This is a genomic window from Roseateles asaccharophilus (genome assembly GCF_031458115.1).
GTDB lineage: Bacteria > Pseudomonadota > Gammaproteobacteria > Burkholderiales > Burkholderiaceae_C > Pelomonas > Pelomonas asaccharophilus_A.
In genome coordinates this window covers 128341-147337 of sequence record NZ_JAVDXV010000005.1, presented here as the reverse complement: position 1 = coordinate 147337, position 18997 = coordinate 128341, and the positions used below count along the sequence as shown (strand labels likewise).

General features: G+C 70.1%; 24 protein-coding genes. 10 read left to right on the top strand and 14 right to left on the bottom strand.

Features of this window, described 5'->3' with window-relative positions:
- Positions 1 to 2: 2 nt before the first annotated feature.
- Both J2X21_RS13880 and J2X21_RS13875 read left to right on the top strand, forming a co-directional pair.
- A complete protein-coding gene (locus tag J2X21_RS13880; RefSeq protein ID WP_310329535.1) occupies positions 3 to 806 on the top strand; it encodes a DUF2520 domain-containing protein in 804 nt (267 codons plus the stop codon).
- A gap of 127 nt (positions 807 to 933) precedes the next feature.
- The gene (locus J2X21_RS13875) at positions 934 to 1488 is read left to right on the top strand and encodes a protein phosphatase CheZ (protein WP_310329533.1); all 555 of its coding nucleotides are present in this window, start codon (positions 934 to 936) and stop codon (positions 1486 to 1488) included.
- Between the two features lie 54 nt (positions 1489 to 1542).
- Here the strand turns inward: J2X21_RS13875 and J2X21_RS13870 are convergent, their stop codons facing one another.
- On the bottom strand, positions 1543 to 2361 hold the full coding sequence (locus J2X21_RS13870; RefSeq protein WP_310329531.1) for a M90 family metallopeptidase: 819 nt from the start codon (positions 2359 to 2361) through the stop codon (positions 1543 to 1545).
- An 81-nt stretch (positions 2362 to 2442) separates the two neighbouring features.
- On the opposite strand from J2X21_RS13870, the gene J2X21_RS13865 reads away from it, so the two are divergent.
- Together J2X21_RS13865 and J2X21_RS13860 are read left to right on the top strand one after the other, a co-directional pair.
- A complete protein-coding gene (locus tag J2X21_RS13865) occupies positions 2443 to 2847 on the top strand; it encodes a YciI family protein (protein WP_310329529.1) in 405 nt (134 codons plus the stop codon).
- A complete protein-coding gene (locus J2X21_RS13860; RefSeq protein ID WP_310329527.1) occupies positions 2844 to 3995 on the top strand; it encodes a YbfB/YjiJ family MFS transporter in 1152 nt (383 codons plus the stop codon). Before J2X21_RS13865 ends, J2X21_RS13860 begins: the two co-directional genes overlap by 4 nt.
- On the opposite strand, the gene J2X21_RS13855 is transcribed toward J2X21_RS13860, so the two are convergent.
- From J2X21_RS13855 to J2X21_RS13845, 3 genes are all read right to left on the bottom strand, one after another.
- On the bottom strand, positions 3992 to 4234 hold the full coding sequence (locus tag J2X21_RS13855) for a hypothetical protein (protein ID WP_310329525.1): 243 nt from the start codon (positions 4232 to 4234) through the stop codon (positions 3992 to 3994). The two genes, J2X21_RS13860 and J2X21_RS13855, sit on opposite strands and share 4 nt — an antisense overlap.
- A 64-nt stretch (positions 4235 to 4298) precedes the next feature.
- Entirely contained in the window at positions 4299 to 4541 is a 243-nt protein-coding gene (locus tag J2X21_RS13850; protein ID WP_310329523.1) for a hypothetical protein, read from the bottom strand.
- A gap of 71 nt (positions 4542 to 4612) precedes the next feature.
- Entirely contained in the window at positions 4613 to 4861 is a 249-nt protein-coding gene (locus J2X21_RS13845; RefSeq protein ID WP_310329521.1) for a hypothetical protein, read from the bottom strand.
- A 195-nt stretch (positions 4862 to 5056) separates the two neighbouring features.
- On the opposite strand from J2X21_RS13845, the gene J2X21_RS13840 reads away from it, so the two are divergent.
- Complete coding sequence (locus J2X21_RS13840) at positions 5057 to 5230, top strand: hypothetical protein (RefSeq protein ID WP_310329519.1); 174 nt, start codon at positions 5057 to 5059, stop codon at positions 5228 to 5230.
- The gene (locus J2X21_RS13835; protein WP_310329517.1) at positions 5230 to 5562 is read left to right on the top strand and encodes a hypothetical protein; all 333 of its coding nucleotides are present in this window, start codon (positions 5230 to 5232) and stop codon (positions 5560 to 5562) included. The genes J2X21_RS13840 and J2X21_RS13835 overlap by 1 nt, the downstream gene beginning before the upstream one ends.
- Before the next feature lies 1 nt (position 5563).
- Here the strand turns inward: J2X21_RS13835 and J2X21_RS13830 are convergent, their stop codons facing one another.
- Entirely contained in the window at positions 5564 to 6769 is a 1206-nt protein-coding gene (locus J2X21_RS13830) for an acetyl-CoA C-acetyltransferase (RefSeq protein ID WP_310329515.1), read from the bottom strand.
- The gene (gene ylqF, locus J2X21_RS13825) at positions 6766 to 7719 is read right to left on the bottom strand and encodes a ribosome biogenesis GTPase YlqF (protein WP_310329514.1); all 954 of its coding nucleotides are present in this window, start codon (positions 7717 to 7719) and stop codon (positions 6766 to 6768) included. The genes J2X21_RS13830 and ylqF overlap by 4 nt, the downstream gene beginning before the upstream one ends.
- Before the next feature lie 107 nt (positions 7720 to 7826).
- Here ylqF and J2X21_RS13820 point away from each other — a divergent pair, with 107 nt between their 5' ends.
- Complete coding sequence (locus J2X21_RS13820; RefSeq protein WP_310329512.1) at positions 7827 to 8225, top strand: cold-shock protein; 399 nt, start codon at positions 7827 to 7829, stop codon at positions 8223 to 8225.
- 65 nt (positions 8226 to 8290) lie between these two features.
- Here the strand turns inward: J2X21_RS13820 and J2X21_RS13815 are convergent, their stop codons facing one another.
- The 6 genes from J2X21_RS13815 to J2X21_RS13790 form a co-directional block, all read right to left on the bottom strand.
- Positions 8291 to 8611: an energy transducer TonB gene (locus J2X21_RS13815; protein ID WP_310329511.1), complete on the bottom strand. Its 321-nt coding sequence runs from the start codon at positions 8609 to 8611 to the stop codon at positions 8291 to 8293.
- 35 nt (positions 8612 to 8646) lie between these two features.
- Positions 8647 to 10194 carry a methyl-accepting chemotaxis protein gene (locus tag J2X21_RS13810; RefSeq protein WP_310329507.1) on the bottom strand — a complete coding sequence of 516 codons (1548 nt, stop codon included), beginning with the start codon at positions 10192 to 10194 and terminating at the stop codon, positions 8647 to 8649.
- Between the two features lie 215 nt (positions 10195 to 10409).
- Positions 10410 to 11690, bottom strand: coding sequence for a c-type cytochrome (locus J2X21_RS13805; protein WP_310329506.1), 1281 nt, complete (start codon positions 11688 to 11690; stop codon positions 10410 to 10412).
- Positions 11687 to 12385, bottom strand: coding sequence for a c-type cytochrome (locus J2X21_RS13800; protein ID WP_310329504.1), 699 nt, complete (start codon positions 12383 to 12385; stop codon positions 11687 to 11689). Before J2X21_RS13800 ends, J2X21_RS13805 begins: the two co-directional genes overlap by 4 nt.
- A gap of 45 nt (positions 12386 to 12430) precedes the next feature.
- Positions 12431 to 13840 carry an aminotransferase-like domain-containing protein gene (locus tag J2X21_RS13795; RefSeq protein WP_310329501.1) on the bottom strand — a complete coding sequence of 470 codons (1410 nt, stop codon included), beginning with the start codon at positions 13838 to 13840 and terminating at the stop codon, positions 12431 to 12433.
- Positions 13837 to 14511, bottom strand: coding sequence for a YggS family pyridoxal phosphate-dependent enzyme (locus tag J2X21_RS13790; protein ID WP_404667341.1), 675 nt, complete (start codon positions 14509 to 14511; stop codon positions 13837 to 13839). The genes J2X21_RS13795 and J2X21_RS13790 overlap by 4 nt, the downstream gene beginning before the upstream one ends.
- Before the next feature lie 27 nt (positions 14512 to 14538).
- On the opposite strand from J2X21_RS13790, the gene J2X21_RS13785 reads away from it, so the two are divergent.
- The 3 genes from J2X21_RS13785 (at position 14539) to J2X21_RS13775 (ending at position 17749) form a co-directional block, all read left to right on the top strand.
- Entirely contained in the window at positions 14539 to 15582 is a 1044-nt protein-coding gene (locus J2X21_RS13785; protein ID WP_310329499.1) for a type IV pilus twitching motility protein PilT, read from the top strand.
- A 21-nt stretch (positions 15583 to 15603) separates the two neighbouring features.
- On the top strand, positions 15604 to 16740 hold the full coding sequence (locus tag J2X21_RS13780) for a PilT/PilU family type 4a pilus ATPase (protein ID WP_310329495.1): 1137 nt from the start codon (positions 15604 to 15606) through the stop codon (positions 16738 to 16740).
- Between the two features lie 118 nt (positions 16741 to 16858).
- A complete protein-coding gene (locus J2X21_RS13775; protein WP_310329492.1) occupies positions 16859 to 17749 on the top strand; it encodes an NAD(P)-dependent oxidoreductase in 891 nt (296 codons plus the stop codon).
- A 30-nt stretch (positions 17750 to 17779) separates the two neighbouring features.
- Here J2X21_RS13775 and J2X21_RS13770 read toward each other — a convergent pair whose 3' ends face one another.
- Positions 17780 to 18391 (bottom strand): BON domain-containing protein, encoded by a 612-nt coding sequence (locus J2X21_RS13770; protein WP_310329489.1) that lies wholly within the window; start codon positions 18389 to 18391, stop codon positions 17780 to 17782.
- A gap of 18 nt (positions 18392 to 18409) precedes the next feature.
- On the bottom strand, positions 18410 to 18979 hold the full coding sequence (locus tag J2X21_RS13765; RefSeq protein ID WP_310329487.1) for an SIS domain-containing protein: 570 nt from the start codon (positions 18977 to 18979) through the stop codon (positions 18410 to 18412).
- Positions 18980 to 18997 lie beyond the last annotated feature (18 nt).

Genomic DNA, 18997 nt, shown 5'->3' with positions numbered 1-18997 from the left:
GCATGAGCGTCCACGCGGTCGTCGGTTTTGGGCGCCTCGCGCGGGCGCTGGTGCCGGCGCTGCGTGAGGCCGGCGAGGCGGTCGTCGTCGGCCGGCGCGAGCCGGGTGACGGCGAGTTCTCGTCGGCCGACGCGGCACGCCAGGCCGACTGGGTCTGGCTGACCGTGCCCGACGACCACATCGCAGCCACCGCTGCTGCGTTGCCGTGGCGGCCGGGCCAGCTGGCACTGCACTGCAGCGGCGCGACGCCACTGGCCGCGCTGGCACCCGCGCCGGCCGCGGCGGGTTTTCATCCGCTGAAGCTGCTGGCCGGCGACGCGGGGCTGGCCGGGGCGCACGTGGGCATCGAGGCCGATGCCGCCCATGCGCCGGCGCTGCAGGCGCTCGCCATGGCGCTGGACCTGCAGCCGCTGCTGCTGCCGTCGCCCATGTCGCCGCCGGCCCGCGCGGCGTATCACGCGGCGGCCAACCTTGCCGCCAGCGGTGTGCTGGCGGTGCTGGCCGAGGCGCAGTCGCTGTGGACCGAGGCCGGGCTGGCCGGCAATGCGTTGCCGGCGCTGCTGCCGCTGACCCGCGGTGCGCTGGCCACGGCCGAGGCCCGGGGCTTGGCGGGCGCCGTGTCCGGCCCCATCGCCCGCGGCGACGCCGGCGTGCTGGCCCGGCACCTGGACGCGCTGGTTGGCGCCGGCCTTGACGCTGACCTGCTGCTGGCGTTGGGCCGCCGCCAATTGGCGCTGGCGGAGGCCGCGGGGCGGTTGGATGTGGCAAAGGTCTCGGCCTTGAAAGCGCTGCTGGCGGCGCGATGAAACCGTTTGCAGGGCCCGTGAAAAAGGCCGCGTTCGACTCGCGGTCAGGTGTGGATGGCGGCGGAGTGGCGTCCTAAACTGCTTCGCAGCCCGTCGTAGTTGCCGGGCGCACCTCAGGGAGTTCCACATGTCCGACGCGTCCATCCAGACCCAGATCAAGGCCGATGCGGCCCAGGTTTTGAAGGGCGTCGTCGCCGAACTGCCTGATGCGCGCGAGCGCCTGGCCTATGTGCGCAGCATGACCGAGCAGGCAGCCACCAAGGTGCTGAACCTGGTGGAAGCCGCGCAGGAAGACGCCGAGGCCGTGCGCAAGAAGGGCCGCGAGCTGTCCGATGCGCTGAACCGCCTGGCGCTGTCCAGCAACATCAGCCAGGACCGTGCCCGCGCGCTGATGAAGCTGTGCGCCGCCTATGCCTCCGACGCCGCCAGCTTCGCGGCGCGCGAGAAGTCGCTGCACACCGAGATCATGATGTCGCAGGACTTCCAGGATCTCTCGGGCCAGGTCATCAACAAGGTCACCAAGATGCTGGAGCGTGCCGAGCCGCCGCTCAACGACTTGATCGCCTCCATGCCCGCCACCACGGTCAGCGTGGAATCGCAGGACCTGACCGGCGTGCAGACGCCCGACAAGGCGCTCAAGCAGGACGACGTGGACGACCTGCTGGCATCCCTGGGCTTCTGATCAGTTGGGGACAGAGCTGCTCGCTGCGCTCGAGCGGTCTGTCCCGCAAGGTCATCAGATCCAGCCAGCCGGGTCCAGCCGGTAGTAGCCGCGCAGCTCCGCGTACAGCGCCGGATGCCCCGCGGCCAGTTCCACCGGCCGCTCGAAGAACAGCTCGCTGACGACGGCGAAGAACTCCGCCGGATCGGTCGCGCCATAGGCGTCGATCAGCCCCGGTTCGCCGCGCGCCAGCCGCCAGCGCAACGCATCGAACTCGTTCTGCATCACCGTGGACCAGCGCCGGTAGGCCTCGGCGGTGGGCAGCGCGGGCGCACCGTTGGCCGGGCCGCCGGCCTGGTCCAGTTGGTGCGCGAACTCATGGATGACCACATTGTGGCCGTCGCCCGGCGTTGACGCGCCGCGCCTGACCTCGTCCCAGGCCAGCAGCACCTGGCCCTGGCTCCAGCTCTCGCCGGCCAGCACGCGGCGGTGGTCGGACAGCACGCCGCCCTCGTTGACGGGCCGGTCCACGACGAAGGCCGTCGGGTACAGCAGCACCTGGCGCAGCTCCGGGTAGAGGCCGCGCGCCGCGCCCAGCAGCGGCAGACAGGCCAGCGCGGCGATGGTCACGCGCATCTCGTCGGTGACCTTGAGGCCGCGGCAGCCGAGGATGGGTTTCTCGGCGAGGAAGACCTGCATCAAGCCCTTGAGCCGCAGCTGCTGGCGCGCCGGCAGGCGGGCCACCAGCGGCACATGGCGGCGCAGCAGCCGGCGCCACGCGGGCGGGAAGGGCTGGCTCGCGATGCGTTCGCGACGGCGGCGCACCCACAGCGGCCACAGGCCGATGGCGGCGGCGGCCAGCAGCGCGATCAGGAAGGCGGTCAGCAACGGCATGGGCGGCAACTGGGTGCGCTGTGGTCGTTTGCAAGGGGCGTGGCCGCATAACATCGACCGGCCACAACACTGGGAGTCCGCATGCTGCCTGCCTTGTCCCGCCGCGCCTGGGCACTGCTGGCCGCCGGCCTGGGCCTGTCCGCCCGGGCGCAGACGCCGCCCGCCGCAGAGCCCGCCCCGCTGCCACTGTTCGCCGTGCAGGTCCGCACGGGCCCGCGCTGGGACGCGGCCAAGCCGCCCACGGAGCAGGCCTTCTTCCGCGAGCACAGCGCCCACTTGAAGAAGCTGCGCGACGCGGGTCACATCGTCGTCGGTGCGCGTTACGCGGACGTGGGCTTGCTGGTGGTCGCCGCGGCCGAAGAGGCCACCGTGCGCGCGCTGATGGACGAGGATCCGTCGATGAAGGCCGAGACCTTGCGCTTCGACGTTCATCCGTTCAACGTGTTCTACGGCGGCACGCTGCTGCAGCGGCCGCGGCGCACGTGACGCTGCGGCCCTGGCAGATCCTGCTGGGCGGCATCTGCGCGCTGGTGCTGACCATAGGTCTGGCGCGCTTCGCGTACACGCCGCTGCTGCCCTTGATGCAGGCCCAGGCGGGCCTGGGTGTGGCCGACGGCGGGCTGCTGGCGGCCATCAACTACGCCGGCTACATGAGCGGCGCGCTGCTCGCTGCGTGGATAGAGAGCCCGGTCTGGCGCCAGCGCCTGTACAGCTGGGGCCTGCCGCTGGCGCTGGGGGTCACGGCGCTGATGGGCTGGAGCACGTCGTTCGGCCTGTGGGCCGTGTCGCGCTACCTGGGCGGGCTGTGCGGCGCGGCCGGCATGCTGCTGGGCTCGGGGCTGGTGCAGGGCTGGTTGATCCGCTCCGGGCGTCGGCCGGAGCTGGGCATCTATTTCATCGGCCTGGGGCTGGGCATCGTCGTGTCGGCGCTGGGCGCGATGGGCATGACGCAGGGCGGCCTGGACTGGGCCGCGCAGTGGCAGGGCTTCGCGCTGCTGGGCCTGGTCTTTCTGTTGCCCGCCTGGGCTTGGCGGCCGCCGGTGCCGCCGCCGGCGCAGAAGGCCGTGGCGGGCACGGCGCCCAGTCGGCGCTGGATGGTGCTGATGGTGTTGGCCTACTTCTGCGCCGGCTGGGGCTTCGTCATCAACGCGACCTTCACGGTGGCCATCGTCGAGAAGCAGCCAGTGTTGGCAGGGCAGGGGCCCTGGGCCTGGCTGCTGGTGGGCCTGGCGGCCACGCCGGCCGTGTTCCTGTGGGACCGCGTGGCACGCCGGCTGGGCGACGTGGGCGCGCTGCTGATGGCCTTCGGCCTGCAGATCGTGGGCGTGCTGCTGCCGGCGCTGGCCGGCGGGCTGGTGGCGGCGCTGCTGGGCGCGCTGCTGTACGGCGCCACGTTCATCGGCATCGTCAGCCTGACGCTGGCGCTGGTCGGGCGGCGCTCGCCGGCCAATCCGGGAAAGGCGATGGCGCGCCTGACGCTGGGCTATGGCGTCGCGCAGATCAGCGCGCCCGCGCTGACCGGGCACATGGTGGAGGCCAGCGGCAGCTTCGATGCCGCGCTATGGCTGACGGCCGCCGTGATGGCAGCGGGCATGGCCGCGCTGGTGGGCGTGCTGCGGGAGTCTCGCGCTTAGGACCCGGCGTCGCGCGTGGCAGCGCCAGGCCTGAGGTTGTCGCCCACGCGCTGCGCGGCGGCACGTTCGGCTTCGCGCTGGGCCGCGGTGCGGCAGCGCGTGGTCGGCAGGCTGCTGCCCACGCGGGTCTCGCGCTCGCAGCTGACGCTGTCGGCCGCCACCTTCGTGTCGGTGGCTGGTGGCGCCGAGGCACAGGCAGCCAGGGCGAGGGCGGGCAGCAGGATCAGCAGTCGTGTCATGGTGGATGCCTTGTGAGCAGGGGCGCAGGATAGCGTGGCTGAGCGGGTGGCGGCGCTGAATGGATCAGACGCCGGGCTTCTTGCCGTCGCGCGTGCGGCGCGTGGCCTCGACCATGGCATCCACGTCACGCTGGTCCATCTGGCGGTCGGCCGCCGTGCGGCAGCGCACCATGTGCAGCTTGCTGCCGGTGGGCTGCTCGCGCTCGCACTGAGCGCCGTTGTCGAGCGCGGCGAGCTGGGGATCGGGCGTGCCGGCGCAGCCGATGAGAGTGGCGGGCAGAAACAGCAGGGCGGCGAGGCATTTCATGGGGAATGCGGTCGATGAGGATCGCGCAGGATAGCGCGGACCGCTTCCAACTAACGGCGGTATCGAGCAGATCAGCTGCCCTGCAACCGCTTGTCGACGCGTTGGCGGCGGGTGGCTTCGGTCAGCGCGTCGACGTCGCGTTGGTCCAACTGCCGCTCGGCCAGCGTGCGGCAGCGCATCATGAGCAACTTGCTGCCGGTGGGCTGCTCGCGCTCGCATTGCATGCCGGCGTCGAGCTTGGCGACCTGTGGGCCGGGCGTGCCTGCGCAGCCGACCAGCATGGCAAGCGGCACGAGGAGAGGAATGGCGAGGCGTTTCATGGCGACTAGGGAAAGCCGTGGTGCCGCGTGATTGGACGCCCGGTCGGAAGCCGACAGGAGCGCCGCATCATCAATCGGTGGGACGGCGCCGCACAAAGCAGCAACCAAGTAACGCTGTGTGAACGGACGTCATCCGACGCGGCCACCGGCCGGTTAGAGGCGGGCGGTCGCGTCTTTGCGGCCGGGAGTCGCCTCATGAATCGTCTGGCTGCGGCCATCGCCGTGATCTCTTCCGTGGCCCTGTTGTCGGGCTGCATCATCGTGCCGCACCGTCATGGCGGCCACCACCACCATCGCGGCTACAGCAGCGGCGGCCACCATCACGGCCAGGTCTACGGGCCCGGCTACGGGCAGCCGGGGCGGCGCTGATGCGCGGCACCGGTTTCGCACCGGCGCTGCTGACCGCAGCGCTGCTGTCGGGCTGCGTGGTGGTACCGGCGCATCGCGCCGGCTACTACGGTGCGGCGCCGGTGGTCGTCGTCGATGCGCCACCGCCACCTCAGCAGGTCGAGGTGATGCCGGCCATGCCCTATCCCGGCGCGGTCTGGATCAATGGCTACTGGGGCTGGCGTGGCGGCCGCCACCACTGGGTGCCGGGCTATTACGAGCGCCCGCGTTCGGGCTATCGCTACGAGCCCAATCGCTGGGAGAGCCGGGGCGGTCGCTGGCATCTGCGCATGGGCGGCTGGATCAGGCTGTAGTTCACACCCGCTCGATGACGGTGGCGATGCCCATGCCGCCACCCACGCACAGCGTCACGCAGCCGGTCTGCAGGTCGCGCCGCTCCAGTTCATCCAGCAGCGTGCCCAGCAGCATGGCGCCGGTGGCGCCCAGCGGATGACCCAGCGCAATGGCGCCGCCGTTGACGTTGACGCGCTCGGGGTCCAGCCCCAGGTCGCGCATGGTCTTCAGCGGCACGGCCGCGAAAGCCTCGTTGATCTCCCACAGGTCCACGTCGGCGGCTGCGATGCCGGCCTGGCGCAGCGCCTTCTGGCAGGCCGGCGTGGTGCCGGTCAGCATGAGGGTGGGTTCGCTGCCGGTCACGGCCGCCGCGCGGATGCGCGCGCGTGGTCTCAGCCCGGCCGCTGCGCCGCCGGCGCGCGAGCCCACCAGCGCCAGCGCCGCGCCGTCGACGATGCCCGATGAGTTGCCCGCATGGTGGCGGTGCTCAATGGCCGCGGCCCGGGGGTACTTGCGCAGCGCCAGCGCATCGAACTTGGCGCCCAGCTTGATGAAGGACGGGTTCAGCGCGGCCAGCGTGTCGGCGGTCGTCTGCGGGCGGATGGTCTCGTCCTCGGCCAGCAGCAGCGTGCCGGCCGCGTCATGCACGGCCACGACGGCGGGGGCGAAACGTCCCTCGGCGCGGGCCGCCGCGGCGCGCTGGTGGGAGCGGGCGGCATAGGCATCCAGCTGCTCGCGCGTGAAGCCTTCCAGCGTCGCGATGAGGTCGGCGCTGATGCCTTGCGGCACCAGGCCTATGGCTTCGATGACGCGCGGGTCCAGCAGCCAGGCGCCGCCGTCGCTGCCCATGGGCACGCGGCTCATGCTCTCCACGCCACCGGCGACGACCAGCTGCTCGAAGCCGCTGGCCACCTTGGCGGCCGCGAGGTTGACGCTCTCCAGCCCAGACGCGCAAAAGCGCGACTGCGTGACGCCGGCCACCGACTGCGCCCAGCCCGCATCGAGCACGGCGATGCGCGCGATGTCGCCGCCTTGCTCGGCTATGGGCGTCACGCAGCCCAGCACGACGTCGTCGACCAGCGCCGTGTCCAGCTGCAGCCGCGCTTGCAATGCTTGCAGCAGCGTGCGCACCAGCCAGATCGGCGTGGCTGCGTGCAGCGAGCCCTCGGGCTTGCCCTTGCCGCGCGGCGTGCGGCAGTGGCCGTAGAGGTACGCGTCGAAGCTCATGCGTCGCCGCTGGACGCCTGGCGCCGGCCGCTGCGGCGCTCCTTGTCGGCGGCCTTCTCGGCCTCACGCTGGGCGTCCTTGCGCGCCTCTTCGTCGGCGGCGGCTTGGCGCCAGGCCGTCATCTCGTCTGGCGTCTCCAGCGTGATGCGGCCCAGCAGGCCTTGCCGGTAGTCGATCAGCAGCGCCTCGGCGGCCTTGTGCATCTGCACGCCGCCGCCGCGCACCTTGGCGCCGCGCTTCAGGCCTATGGCCTCCAGCACGGTCTCTTCGTCGCCCAGCTCGGCCAGCCCGTAGCGCTGCTGCAGCGCGTCGGGGTAGCGGCGCTTCAGCACGTGGATCAGCTCCAGCGCCACTTCCGCCTCGTCGAAGGCGTTGCGGCCTATCGCGCCGCTGGCGGCCAGGTGGTAGCCGCTCTGCTCGATGGCGATGCGCGGCCACAGCATGCCGGGCGTGTCGAACAGGTAGAAGCCGTTCTCGAGCACGATCTTCTGCTCGATCTTCGTGATGCCGGGCTCGTCGCCGGTCTTGGCGGCCCGCTTGCCGACCAGCGTGTTGATCAACGTTGACTTGCCGACGTTGGGAATGCCGCAGATCAGCACGCGCAGCGGCTTGGCGAGGTCGCCGCGGTTGGGCGCCAGTTCGCGGCAGGCCTTGATCAGCGCGCGCGCCGGCGCCTTGTCGCCTGCATCCAAGGGGATGGCGCGGGTGTGCGGCTGGGCGTTGTAATGCGCCAGCCAGGCGGCGGTCTGGGACGGGTCGGCCAGGTCCTGCTTGTTCAGGATCTTCAGCGCCGGCCGGCCGGTCGTCAGCGCGGCCAGCAAGGGGTTGCCGCTGGAGCCCGGCAGGCGGGCGTCAAGCAGTTCGATGACGACGTCCAAGCCCGCCTTCACGCGATCCTTGATCGCCTGGCGGGTGGAGTTCATGTGGCCGGGAAACCAATGGATAGGCATGCGGCAAGGGTTCTGGGGATTGCAGGGCGCGGATTTTCAGGCCTTACATCCAGTTGCCCGGGTTTGTGCGTATGGGCTCAGCATTGTCATGTCGTTGTGGGGTGAACATGAGATTCCAAGGAACATTGAGTGCGTGGAACCCGGATGCCGGTATTGGCCGCATCCGACCGTCGGGCGGTGGTGAGGAGGTCTTCGTGTCGCTGGCCGCCTTCCCTACCGATGGCGAGGGACCGCGCCTGGACGAGCCACTGAGCTTCGAAATTGTGACGGGGCGTGACGGACGCAAGCAGGCTGCCGGCCTGATGCGCGTGCTGGCCCCGCAGGTCAGTTCAGCGGCGTTGCGCGAAGCCGCGGGCGTGGGCCGGCTGCGCTTGCGCCAGTCGCAGAAGCGCCGGCGCATGGGCCTGGCGGCCGGTGCGATCGTTGCGTTGGTGCTGGTCGTCGGCGGCGCACAGCTGTGGCAGCCCGAGGCATCCGGCGAGGTGCGCGTGGGCATGCGGCGCTGAGGTGTTGAAGCGCTGAAATGAAAAACGCCGCGTGAGCGGCGTTCTTGTTTTGCGGGAGCGTGCGCTCAGTCTTCGTTCTTGAAGACCAGCTTGACCTCGTGGGAGGCCTTCTCACCGGGTTCGAACTTCCACTCCATCAGCGCGGCCTTCACGGCGCGATCAAACACGCGCTTGGGCTCGGCCTCGACGATCTCGACGTCGCTGACCTTGCCGTCGGCTTCGATGATGAGCTTGGCCTTCACCGAGCCGGTGGAAATCCCCTTCTTGGCGGCCTCGGCCGGGAACTCCGGCGGCACCTTCTTGACGACCTTGGGGGCGGCTTGGGCCGCCAGAGCCAGCATCAGGCTGGCGGCGAGGACGGTGGCGGAACGCAGGAATGACGACATGGCAGACCTCTCGAAGAATGGGTGGCTGGTGGCGGTCAGGCCGCGCGGAAGAAGCCGACGGCTTCGATGAGGCGGGTGGAGCTGTCGCGCAGCGCGTCGGCCGAGCGGCTCAGTTCTCCCACCAAGCTGGTGTTCTGCTGCGTGGCCTTGTCCAGCTCGTTCATCGCGCCGTTGACGACGCCCACGCCGGTGGCCTGCTCCTGGGCCGAGTGCGAGATCTCCTCGATCAGCTGGCCCATGTTGTTGACCTCGTCCACGACGCTGCGGATGGTGACGCCGGCGTTGTTGACCAGCGTCGTGCCGTTCTCGACCTTGACGGTAGATTCCTGGATCAGCACCTTGATTTCCTTGGCGGCACCGGCGGAGCGCTGAGCCAGCGCGCGCACTTCGGCGGCCACCACGGCGAAGCCGCGGCCATGCTCGCCGGCGCGGGCGGCTTCGACGGCGGCGTTCAGCGCCAGGATGTTGGTCTGGAAGGCGATGCCGTCGATGACGCCGATGATGTCGCCGATCTTCTTGGAGCTGGCGCTGATCTCTTCCATGGTCTCGACGACCTTGGAAACCACCGAGCCACCGTTGCTGGCGGCCTGGCGGGCCGTCACGGCGATGCCGGCGGCGCGGCGGGTCAGGTCGCTGGCGCCCTTCAGCGTCGAGGCGATCTCTTCCACAGACGCGGCGGTGTTCTGCAGGCTGGCGGCGGAACGCGTGGTGCGCTCGGCCAGGTTGGAGTTGCTGTCGGCAATGGAGCCCGAGTTGGAGGCGACTTCGCTCGCGGCAGTGGACACGTCGCGCAGCACGCCGGACAGCGCGTGCTGCATGTCCTTCATGGCCTGCAGCATCTGGCTCAGTTCGTCGCGGCCTTCGACGCGGATGTCCTGCGTCAGGTCGCCGGAAGCGATGGCCTCGGCCGCCTGCTGGGCCTTGCGGGCCGGGCCCACGATGGAGCGGGCGATGACCAGGCCGCCACCGACGCCGACGACGACGGCAATGACGACCAGCACGCCGGTGATGATGACCGACGACTTGGCCAGGTTGACGCCGTCCGTGGCCAGTTGCTTGCCGCTCTCGAACTGCATGTCGACCAGCTTCTTGATGCCGTCCTGCAGCGATTGCTGCGCCGGGCGCAGGTCGGTGATCAGGCTCTCGCGGGCCTCGTCCGGGCTGCCGTCGGTCTGGATCTTCTGGAATTTCTCCAGCGCGGCCAGGAACTTGGCCTTGTGCGCCTTCACCTCGGCGACGACGTTCTTCTCGTCACCTTCGGCTGCGCCGCCTTCCAGCGCCTTGAGCTGCGTGTCGCTCTCGGTCAGCGCATCAGCAATGGCCTTCTTCTGCTTCTTGATGGCGCCGGCGGTGTCCAGCAGCAGCAGGTCGCGCACGGCGCGCGAGATGATGTTGACCTGGTTCTCCAGCGCGTTGGCGGCGCCGATCTTGACCAGGCTGGAATTCGCGGTGCGATCCAGGTCCTTGGCCAGCCCGCTGGCGTTGTTGGCGCCGTAGATGCCAATGCCCACCAGCAGCAGGATCAGCAGGCCGAAGCTCGCGGCCAAGCGTTGGCCAATACGCAGTTGCGTCAGGAAGTTCATGCGATTCAGGTCCTCTTGCGTCAGGCTGCGGGGGGTAGGGGCGTTGCTCAGCCTGTTTCCAACGATCACTTTAGAGCGGGCGGCTCGTTTTTTTCGCCCCTCCCTTGGGGCTGGCGCGCAGTGTGTCGCGACCTGTGACGATTTGAATCCTGACCGTGAGCTGACCTCGTGAAGTCGTTCACGACGGCTCGTGGCGGTGCAGCGACTTTCGGGTTTCAGCGGGCCGTCGCGGCGGCCCGCAGGCGCAGCACTTCCACCCCATCCACCTCGCCGGCCGCGTTGCCGAAGGCCTGGCGCAGGTGGCTGGCAAGCGCCGCCAGGTCGTCGGGGCCCAGCGTGCCGGCGAACGGCGGCATGCCGTAGGGCTGCGGGTGGCCCGGCGTGGCCGGCGCGAAGCCGCCGCGCTCGATGACGCGGATCAGGTTGGCGGCGCTGGCCTGGGTGACGAGGCGGCTACCGGCCAGCGCCGGGTAGGCCAGGGCGCCGGAGGCATCCCGCCGGCCCTCGCCCTGCTCGCCGTGGCAAGTGGCGCAATGCTCGCGGTACAGCGCCGCGCCCCGCAGGCGACGGCGCGGGTCCGGCTGCGCGGGTTCCGGGCGGGTGACGGCCTGCTCGGGCAGGCTGCGCAGGTAGCTGCTCATGGCGGCGAGGTCGGCATCGTCCAGCGCCGCCGTGCTGCCCAGGATGACCTCGGCCATGGGGCCTTGCGCGCTGTGGCCGTCGGCATGGCCGTCGCGCAGCCAGCGGCGCAGCGTGGCGTCCGGCCAGCGCTGCACGCCGGCCTCGGCGGGGTCCAGCAGCGACGGCGCCTGCCAGCCGATGCCGGCCAGGAAGCCGCCGCGGAAATCGGCCGCGCCGCGGTCGCCGCCCAGCACATCGCGGCCGGCGTGGCAGGCGCTGCAGTGGGCCAGCCCCTGGCTCAGATAGGCGCCGCGGTTCCACGCGGCGTCGCGGCTCGTGTCGGGCTGGTAGACGGCGGGGCTGAAATAGAGCGCCCGCCAGGCGGCCAGCGCCAGCTGCGTGCCATAGGGCCAGCGCAGTTCGTGGGCGCGGCGCGGCGCATCGACCGCGGGCTGCGCCATCAGCCAGGCGTGCAGCGCGTCGGCGTCCTCGCGGGTGACCTTGCTCGTGTTCGTGACCGGGTGGGCCGGCACCAGCAGCCGGCCGTCGCGGCTCTGGCCCAGGTGCAGCGCGCGCCAGAAGTCGTCGGCGCTCCAGCCGCCCAGGCCGCTGGCATGGGGCGTCAGGTTGGACGAGAACACGGTGCCGAACGGCGTCGGGATGGCGCGGCCGCCGGCCAGGCGCTCGCCGCCGCGCGCCGTGTGGCAGCCCATGCAGTTGCCCACCGCGGCGAGATAGGCGCCGCGCACCGGCTCCGCAGGCGCACCCGCTGACGAAGCGCCTGCGGGCAGGTTGCGCTGCCACGCCAGCAGCAGGCCGGCCGCCGCCACCGACGCGACGACGAGGAGCACCAGGATAGTCAGCAGCCGCTTCATGGGGCGACTCCACCGCAGCGCACCGGCGCCGGGGCCGCCAGCGCGGCGGCGGGGTGCGGGTCAGTCGGCATGGGTTGCCCGGCCAGGAACTGCGTGATCGCGTTGATCTCGGCCGGTGTCAGCGCCTTGGCGATGTCGGCCATGCAGTCGGGCGCCTGGGCGCGGCGCTGGCCGCTGCGCCACGCGCCCAGCTGGCCGTTCAGGTAATCACGCGACAAGCCCAGCAGCCCGGGCAGGGCGGGCTGCGTGCCGGTCAACCGCTCGCCATGGCAGGCGGTGCAGGCTGGCAGCCGGCGCGCGGCGTCGCCTTTTCTGATCAGTTGTTCGGCGCGGGCCAGTTCGGCCGCGGGCAGCGTGGGCTTCTGCAGCGGCGGGTAGGGCAGGTCCAGCGACGCGAAATGGCCGGCCAGCTCCTTCAGATAGGCATCGGACAGCGGCGCCACCAGCTCGCTCATCAGCCCATAGTCGCGCCGGCCGTCACGGAAGTTCAGCAGCTGGTTGTAGAGATAGCCGGCGGGCTTGCCGGCCAGCCGGGGGTAGTAGCCATCGGGCGCGGCGCGGCCCTCCTTGCCGTGGCAGCCGGTGCATGCCAAGGCCCGCTGGGCGAGCGTGTCGGGGATGGCCTGGGGCTGGGCCTGGGCGGAGGCGGCCAGCAGGCACAGCGTGGCGGCAAGCGAACGGATCACGGAGGACATGGCCCGTCATCTTGCCTGCGCCGGGCGGGTTGGATAAGGAGCAGATCAGCCCGCCTGCAACCGTATCAGCTCGCCCAGCCGCTCGACGGCGGCGGCGAGCGCGGGTGTCCAGGGCTGGCCGCTGTTCAGGCGCAGGCAGTGCCTGAAGCCGCCTTCGGCCGAGAACAGCGGCCCGGGCGCGAGGCTGATGCCCTCCTTCAGCGCGGCGTGATGCAGCACGAGGCTGTCGTGGCCCGCAGGAAGTTCCACCCACAGGAAGTAGCCACCCTGAGGCTGCGTCACGCGCGTGCCGGCAGGGAAGTGCTGCAGCACCGCAGCCCGCAGCGCGCGCTGCTGCGCCGCCAGAGCGCGCCGTAGGCTGCGCAGGTGGCGCTCGTGATCTCCACCCTCTAAATAGTGGGCAATGGCCGCCTGCGCGGGCCAGGAGCCCGACAGGCTCTGGCTGAGCTTGGCGCGCCGCAGCGCCGGCGCGAAGCGGCCGGCCGCCACCCAGCCCACGCGCCAGCCCGGCGCCAGCGTCTTGGCGAACGAGCCGGCATGCAGCACGCCGCCCTGCGTCGAATAGGCCTTGGCCGGCAGCGGCGGTGGGCCGTCGTGCTGCAGTTCGGCATAGACATCGTCTTCGATGAGCGGGATGGCGTGCCGCTCCAGCAGTTCGACAAGCGCGCACTTCTTGTCGGCGGGCATCAGGCCGCCCAGCGGGTTCTGGAAACTGGTCATCAGCCAGCAGGCGGTGGGCGCATGGCGTGCTATCAGTGCGGCCATCGCGTCCAGGTCGGCGCCGGTGGCCGGGTCGGTGGGCACTTCCACGGCGCGCAGGCCCAGGCGTTCCAGCGCCTGCAGCGCCGCGTAGAAGCCGGGCGACTCGATCAGCACCGCGTCGCCCGGCCGCGTCAGCAGCTGCAGCGACAGGTTGAGCCCCTCCAGCGCGCCATCGGTCAGCACGATCTCGTCGGGCGTGATGCTCATGCCCAGCCGCAGGTAGCGCAGCGCGATCTGGCGCCGCAGGCCTTCGTGGCCGCCGGGCAGTTGCTGCGTCAGCTCGGCGGGCACCAGCCGGCGGCTGCCGGCCGCCAGCGCGCTGCGCAGCTTGTCAAATGGAAACAGCTCGGGGCTGGGAAAAGCCGACCCCAGCGGCGCGTGCACCTCGTGTCCGCCCGTGCCCAGCAGTTGGAACACCAGCTCGCTGACGGCCACGGGCTGTGGGTCGCGTGCGGGCAGCGTCACCGGGGCGGCCGGGGGCGCGACGAAATAGCCGGAGCGCTCGGCGGCGCGGATCAGGCCGCGCGCTTCGAGCAGGTGGTAGGCCTGGAACACCGTGGCGGCGCTGCAGCCGCGGCTGGCCTGGGTCTGGCGCACCGAGGGCAGTCGATCGCCGGGGCGCAGCGTGCCGCCGTGGATCAGCTGGGCCAGTTCGTCGGCCAGCCGGCGGTAGCGCGGCGGCTCGGCGCTCACCGCGCGCCGAACACGGCGGTGCCCACACGCACCATCGTGGAGCCGGCGGCGATCGCGTCTTCGAGGTCGGCGCTCATGCCCAGCGACAGCGTGTCCAGCGCCAGGCCGTCGGCCTTCAGTACGGCGAACAGCGCCGCCATGGCCTGGTGCTGGGCCAGCGCGCCGGGGCCGGGTTCGGGAATGGCCATCAAGCCGCGCAGCTTCAACCGCGGCAGCGCCGCGACCTGGCGGGCCAATGCGCTCACTTCGTCGGGCAGCAGGCCGCTCTTGCTGGCCTCGGCGCTGATGTTGACCTGCAGGCAGATGTTCAGCGGGGGCAGCCCCGGCGGGCGCTGGTCGGACAGACGCTCGGCGATCTTCAGCCGGTCCACGCTGTGCACCCAGTCGAAGGTTTCCGCCACCGGCTTGGTCTTGTTGGACTGCAGCGGACCGATCAGATGCCATTCCAGCTCGGCGCGCAGGTCGCTCAGCTCGGCGACCTTGGCCAGCCCCTCCTGCACATAGTTCTCGCCGAAGGCGCGGGCGCCAGCGGCGAAGGCTTCGCGCACGGCGGAGCCCGGGAAGGTTTTGCTGACGACCAGCAGCTGTACCGCGTCGGGTGGACGGCCGGCTGCGACACATGCCTCAGCAATGCGGGTTTTGACGGCTTGGAGGGAATCCGAGATGGCCATAATGAAACGAGCACTCCACGGAACATCATGGACATCACTCAGCTGCTGGCATTTTCGGTCAAGAACAAGGCCTCCGACCTGCACCTCTCCGCCGGCCTGCCGCCGATGATCCGCGTGCATGGCGACGTGCGCCGCATCAATGTCGAGGCCCTGGACCACCGTGCGGTGCACGACATGGTCTACGACATCATGAACGACTCCCAGCGCAAGGTGTACGAGGAGACGCTGGAGGTCGACTTCTCGTTCGAGATCCAGGGCCTGGCGCGCTTTCGCGTCAATGCCTTCAACCAGAACCGCGGCGCGGGCGCCGTGTTCCGGACCATTCCCAGCAAGATCCTCAGCCTGGAGCAGCTGGCGGCGCCCAAGGTGTTTGCCGACCTGGCGCTGAAGCCGCGCGGCATGGTGCTGGTGACCGGCCCGACCGGCTCCGGCAAGAGCACCACGCTCGCTGCCATGATCAACCACCTCAACGAGAACGAGTACGGCCACATCCTGACCATCGAGGACCCGATCGAGTTCGTGCACGAGTCCAAGAAGAGCCTGATCAACCAGCGCGAGGTCGGCCCGCACACGCACAGCTTCAGCAACGCGCTGCGCTCGGCACTGCGTGAAGACCCGGACTGCGTGCTGGTGGGTGAAATGCGCGACCTGGAGACCATCCGCCTGGCGCTGACGGCCGCGGAAACGGGTCACCTGGTGTTCGGCACGCTGCACACCTCGTCGGCCGCCAAGACTGTCGACCGTATCGTGGACGTGTTCCCAGCCGCCGAAAAGGAAATGGTGCGGGCGATGGTGTCGGAGTCGCTGGTGGCGGTCATCTCGCAGAGCCTGTGCAAGCTGAAGGACGGCACCGGCCGCGTCGCGGCGCACGAGATCATGCTGGGCACGTCGGCCATCCGCAACCTGATCCGCGAAAACAAGGTGGCGCAGATGTACTCGTCCATCCAGACCGGCAACTCGCAAGGCATGCAGACGCTGGACCAGAATCTGACCGATCTGGTCCGCCGCAACATCATTTCGCCGGCCGAGGCGCGCGCCAAGGCCAAGTTCCCGGAAAACTTCCCAGGCTGATCGGCGCAAAGGAAAACCATCATGGAACGCGATCAGGCCTCGAAATTCATCAACGACCTGCTGCGGCTGATGCTGTCGCGCAAGGGCTCCGACCTGTTCCTGACCGCCGAGTTCCCGCCCGCCATCAAGGTGGACGGCAAGATGACCAAGGTGTCGCCGCAGCCGCTGTCGGGCCAGCACACGCTGCAGCTGGCGCGGGCCATCATGAACGACAAGCAGGCGGCCGAGTTCGAGCGCACCAAGGAGTGCAACTTCGCGATCTCGCCGCACGGCATCGGGCGTTTCCGCGTCAACGCTTTCATCCAGCAGGGCCAGGTGGGCCTGGTGCTGCGGACCATCCCGTCCACGCTGCCCACCATCGAATCGCTGGACCTGCCCGTGGTGCTGCGCGAGGTGGTGCAGGCCAAGCGCGGCCTGGTCATCGTGGTGGGCGCCACCGGCTCGGGCAAGAGCACGTCGCTTGCCGCGATGATCGACGAGCGCAACGAGACGACCTATGGCCACATCGTGACCATCGAGGATCCGATCGAGTTCGTGCACCCGCACAAGAACTGCATCGTCACGCAGCGCGAGCTGGGCCTGGACACCGACAGCTGGGAGGCCGCGCTGAAGAACTCGCTGCGCCAGGCCCCCGACGTCATCCTGATGGGCGAGCTGCGTGACCGCGAGACCATGGACCACGCCATCGCCTTTGCCGAGACCGGCCACCTGTGCATGGCCACGCTGCACGCCAACAGCGCCAACCAGGCGCTGGACCGCATCATCAACTTCTTCCCCGAAGACCGCCGCCAGCAGCTGCTGATGGACATCTCGCTGAACCTGCGCGCGCTCGTGAGCCAACGCCTGCTGCCGCGCCGCGAGGGCAAGGGCCGGGTCGCCGCGGTCGAGATCCTGCTGAACTCGCCGCTCATCTCCGACCTGATCTTCAAGGGCGAGATCAGCGAGATCAAGGAGCTGATGAAGCGCTCGCGCGAGCAAGGCATGCAGACCTTCGACCAGGCGCTGTTCGACCTCTACGAGGCCGGCAAGGTGACGTACGAAGACGCGCTGCGCAACGCCGACTCCGTCAACGACCTGCGCCTGCAGATCAAGCTGAACAGCGAGCGCGCGCGCAGCGGCGACCTGTCCAGCGGCACCGAACACCTGACGATACTTTGACCACCCCGTACCGGCTTCGCCGGCCCCCTCAAGGGGGCGCCGCTGGCGGCCCGGCAAAGCCGGTTCCGCGGCGGCTGCTGGGTCATTCGCAGCCACGAGATTCAGGACGCATCCGCACATGAGCGCACGCACTTACGACTCGGTTCCTTCCCGCCGCGTTGCCTTCCTGGGCCTGGGCGTCATGGGGCATCCCATGGCCGGGCACCTGGCGCGCGCCGGCCATCAGGTCACGGTCTACAACCGCACCATGGCCAAGGCCGAGGCCTGGGTGAAGGAATACGGCGGCACGTCCGCGGCCACGCCGGTCCAAGCGGTCAAGGGCGCGGAGTTCGTGTTCTGCTGCGTGGGCAATGACGACGACCTGCGCTCGGTCGTGCTGGGCGACAGCGGCGCGCTGGCCGGCATGACGGCGGGCGCGGTGTTCGTGGACCACACGACGGCGTCGGCCGAGGTCGCACGCGAACTGCATGCCGAGGCCGCAACGCGCGACATCGCCTTCGTCGATGCGCCGGTGTCAGGCGGCCAGGCCGGTGCGGTCAACGGCGCGCTGACGGTCATGTGCGGTGGCGACGCCGCAGCCTTCGACGCGATGAAGCCGGTCGCGCTGAACTTCGCCAAGGCCGTGACGCTGCTGGGCGGCCCGGGTTCGGGCCAACTGGCCAAGATGGTCAACCAGATCTGCATCGCCGGCCTTGTGCAAGGTCTGGCCGAGGCCGTGCGCTTCGGCCAGAAGTCGGGCCTGGACATGGTCCAGGTGCTGGATGTCATCGGCAAGGGCGCGGCGCAGAGCTGGCAGATGGACAACCGCGGCAAGACCATGATCGAGGACAAGTTCGACTTCGGCTTCGCCGTCGACTGGATGCGCAAGGACCTGGGCCTGGTGCTGGACGAGGCGCGCCGCAACGGCGCGCGCCTGCCGGTCACGGCGCTGGTGGACCAGTTCTATGCCGACGTGCAGGCGCAGGGCGGCAATCGCTGGGACACGTCCAGCCTGATCAAGCGTCTTTGACTTGATGGGGCGCTGCCGCGCCCTCCTGGTTTACTGTGCCTTCGGCGTGTAGCGAGCGAGCTCTTCCTCGCTGATGATCTCGAACGCGCGGATCACCTTGCGCACGCCGCTGATCTGGCGCGCGATCTCGGTGGCGCGGTTGGCCTCGCGCTCGGTCACGCGGCCCAGCAGGTAGACATTGCCGCGCTCGACCACCACGTAGAAGGCGTTGCTGATCAGGTCCTTCGCGTCGATCAGCTTGGCCTTGATCTTGCCCTGGATGACCACGTCGTTGGAGCGGCCGCTCAGCGAGCTGTTGGGCCCCACCGCGACCTCATTCATCACCTTCTGCACGTTCTCGACGCCGCCCACCAGCGTCTCAATGCGGGCGCGCGTGTCTTCCGAGTTGGCCTCGCCGGTGATCAGCGCGACGCGGTTGTAGCTGTTGACGTTGATGTGGGCCTTGTCGCCGATCTGCTCGCGCAGGCGCGCGCCGGCCTTGATCTCGATGCTCTCGTCTTCGAGCTGGGTGCCCGAGGTGCGGCGGTCAGTGGCGACATTGACGCCGCCCACCATCGCGCCGCCGATCAGCAGCGGCGCGCAGCCGGTGGCCAGTGTGCTGGCGAGGACGGCGGCGGTCAGGGTCAGGGAAAGCTTCTTCATTTGGGGGTTCCAATCGGGTTATTCGTCGCTGCCGAGCAGTTGAACGTCGACGGCGTCGGCCAGCGCATGCAGCAGCACGCGTTGGGCTTCGATAACGCGCGGCTCGCGGGCGTGGCTGACGCGGATCTGGATGTCGGTGTCTTGCAGCAAGCCGCGCCATTCGTCGGTGGTGCCGCCGGTCAGCGCGATGACGCTCATCTCCTGCGAGTGCGCCACGGCCAGCGCGGCGGACCAGGCGTCGCGCTGCTCGCGCAGCGGCTCCAGCATGACCAGCACGTCGCCCGGGTGGCCGTGGGCCTGCAGCAGCCGCGCCAGGTCCAGTCCGGCGGCGTCGCGCGCCTGGGCGGACAGGCTCCAGGCGGCGAGGCCGGGGCGCTCCTGCTCGAAGCGGCCGGCCAGGCGGGCGGCCAGGTAGTCGGCGTCCAGCGCCGCCAGGCCCTGCGCGGCGCACAGGATGCGGTTGCCGCCGGTGATGGCGTCCACCACCATCTGCGCGGCCATTGCCAGCGGGCGGGCCAGTTGTTCGGCCGTTTGGTAGAGCAGGTCGGCGCTCTCGAAGAACTGCTGCTGTATGCGTTGCTCAATCATGCGGCGCGAATGATAGGG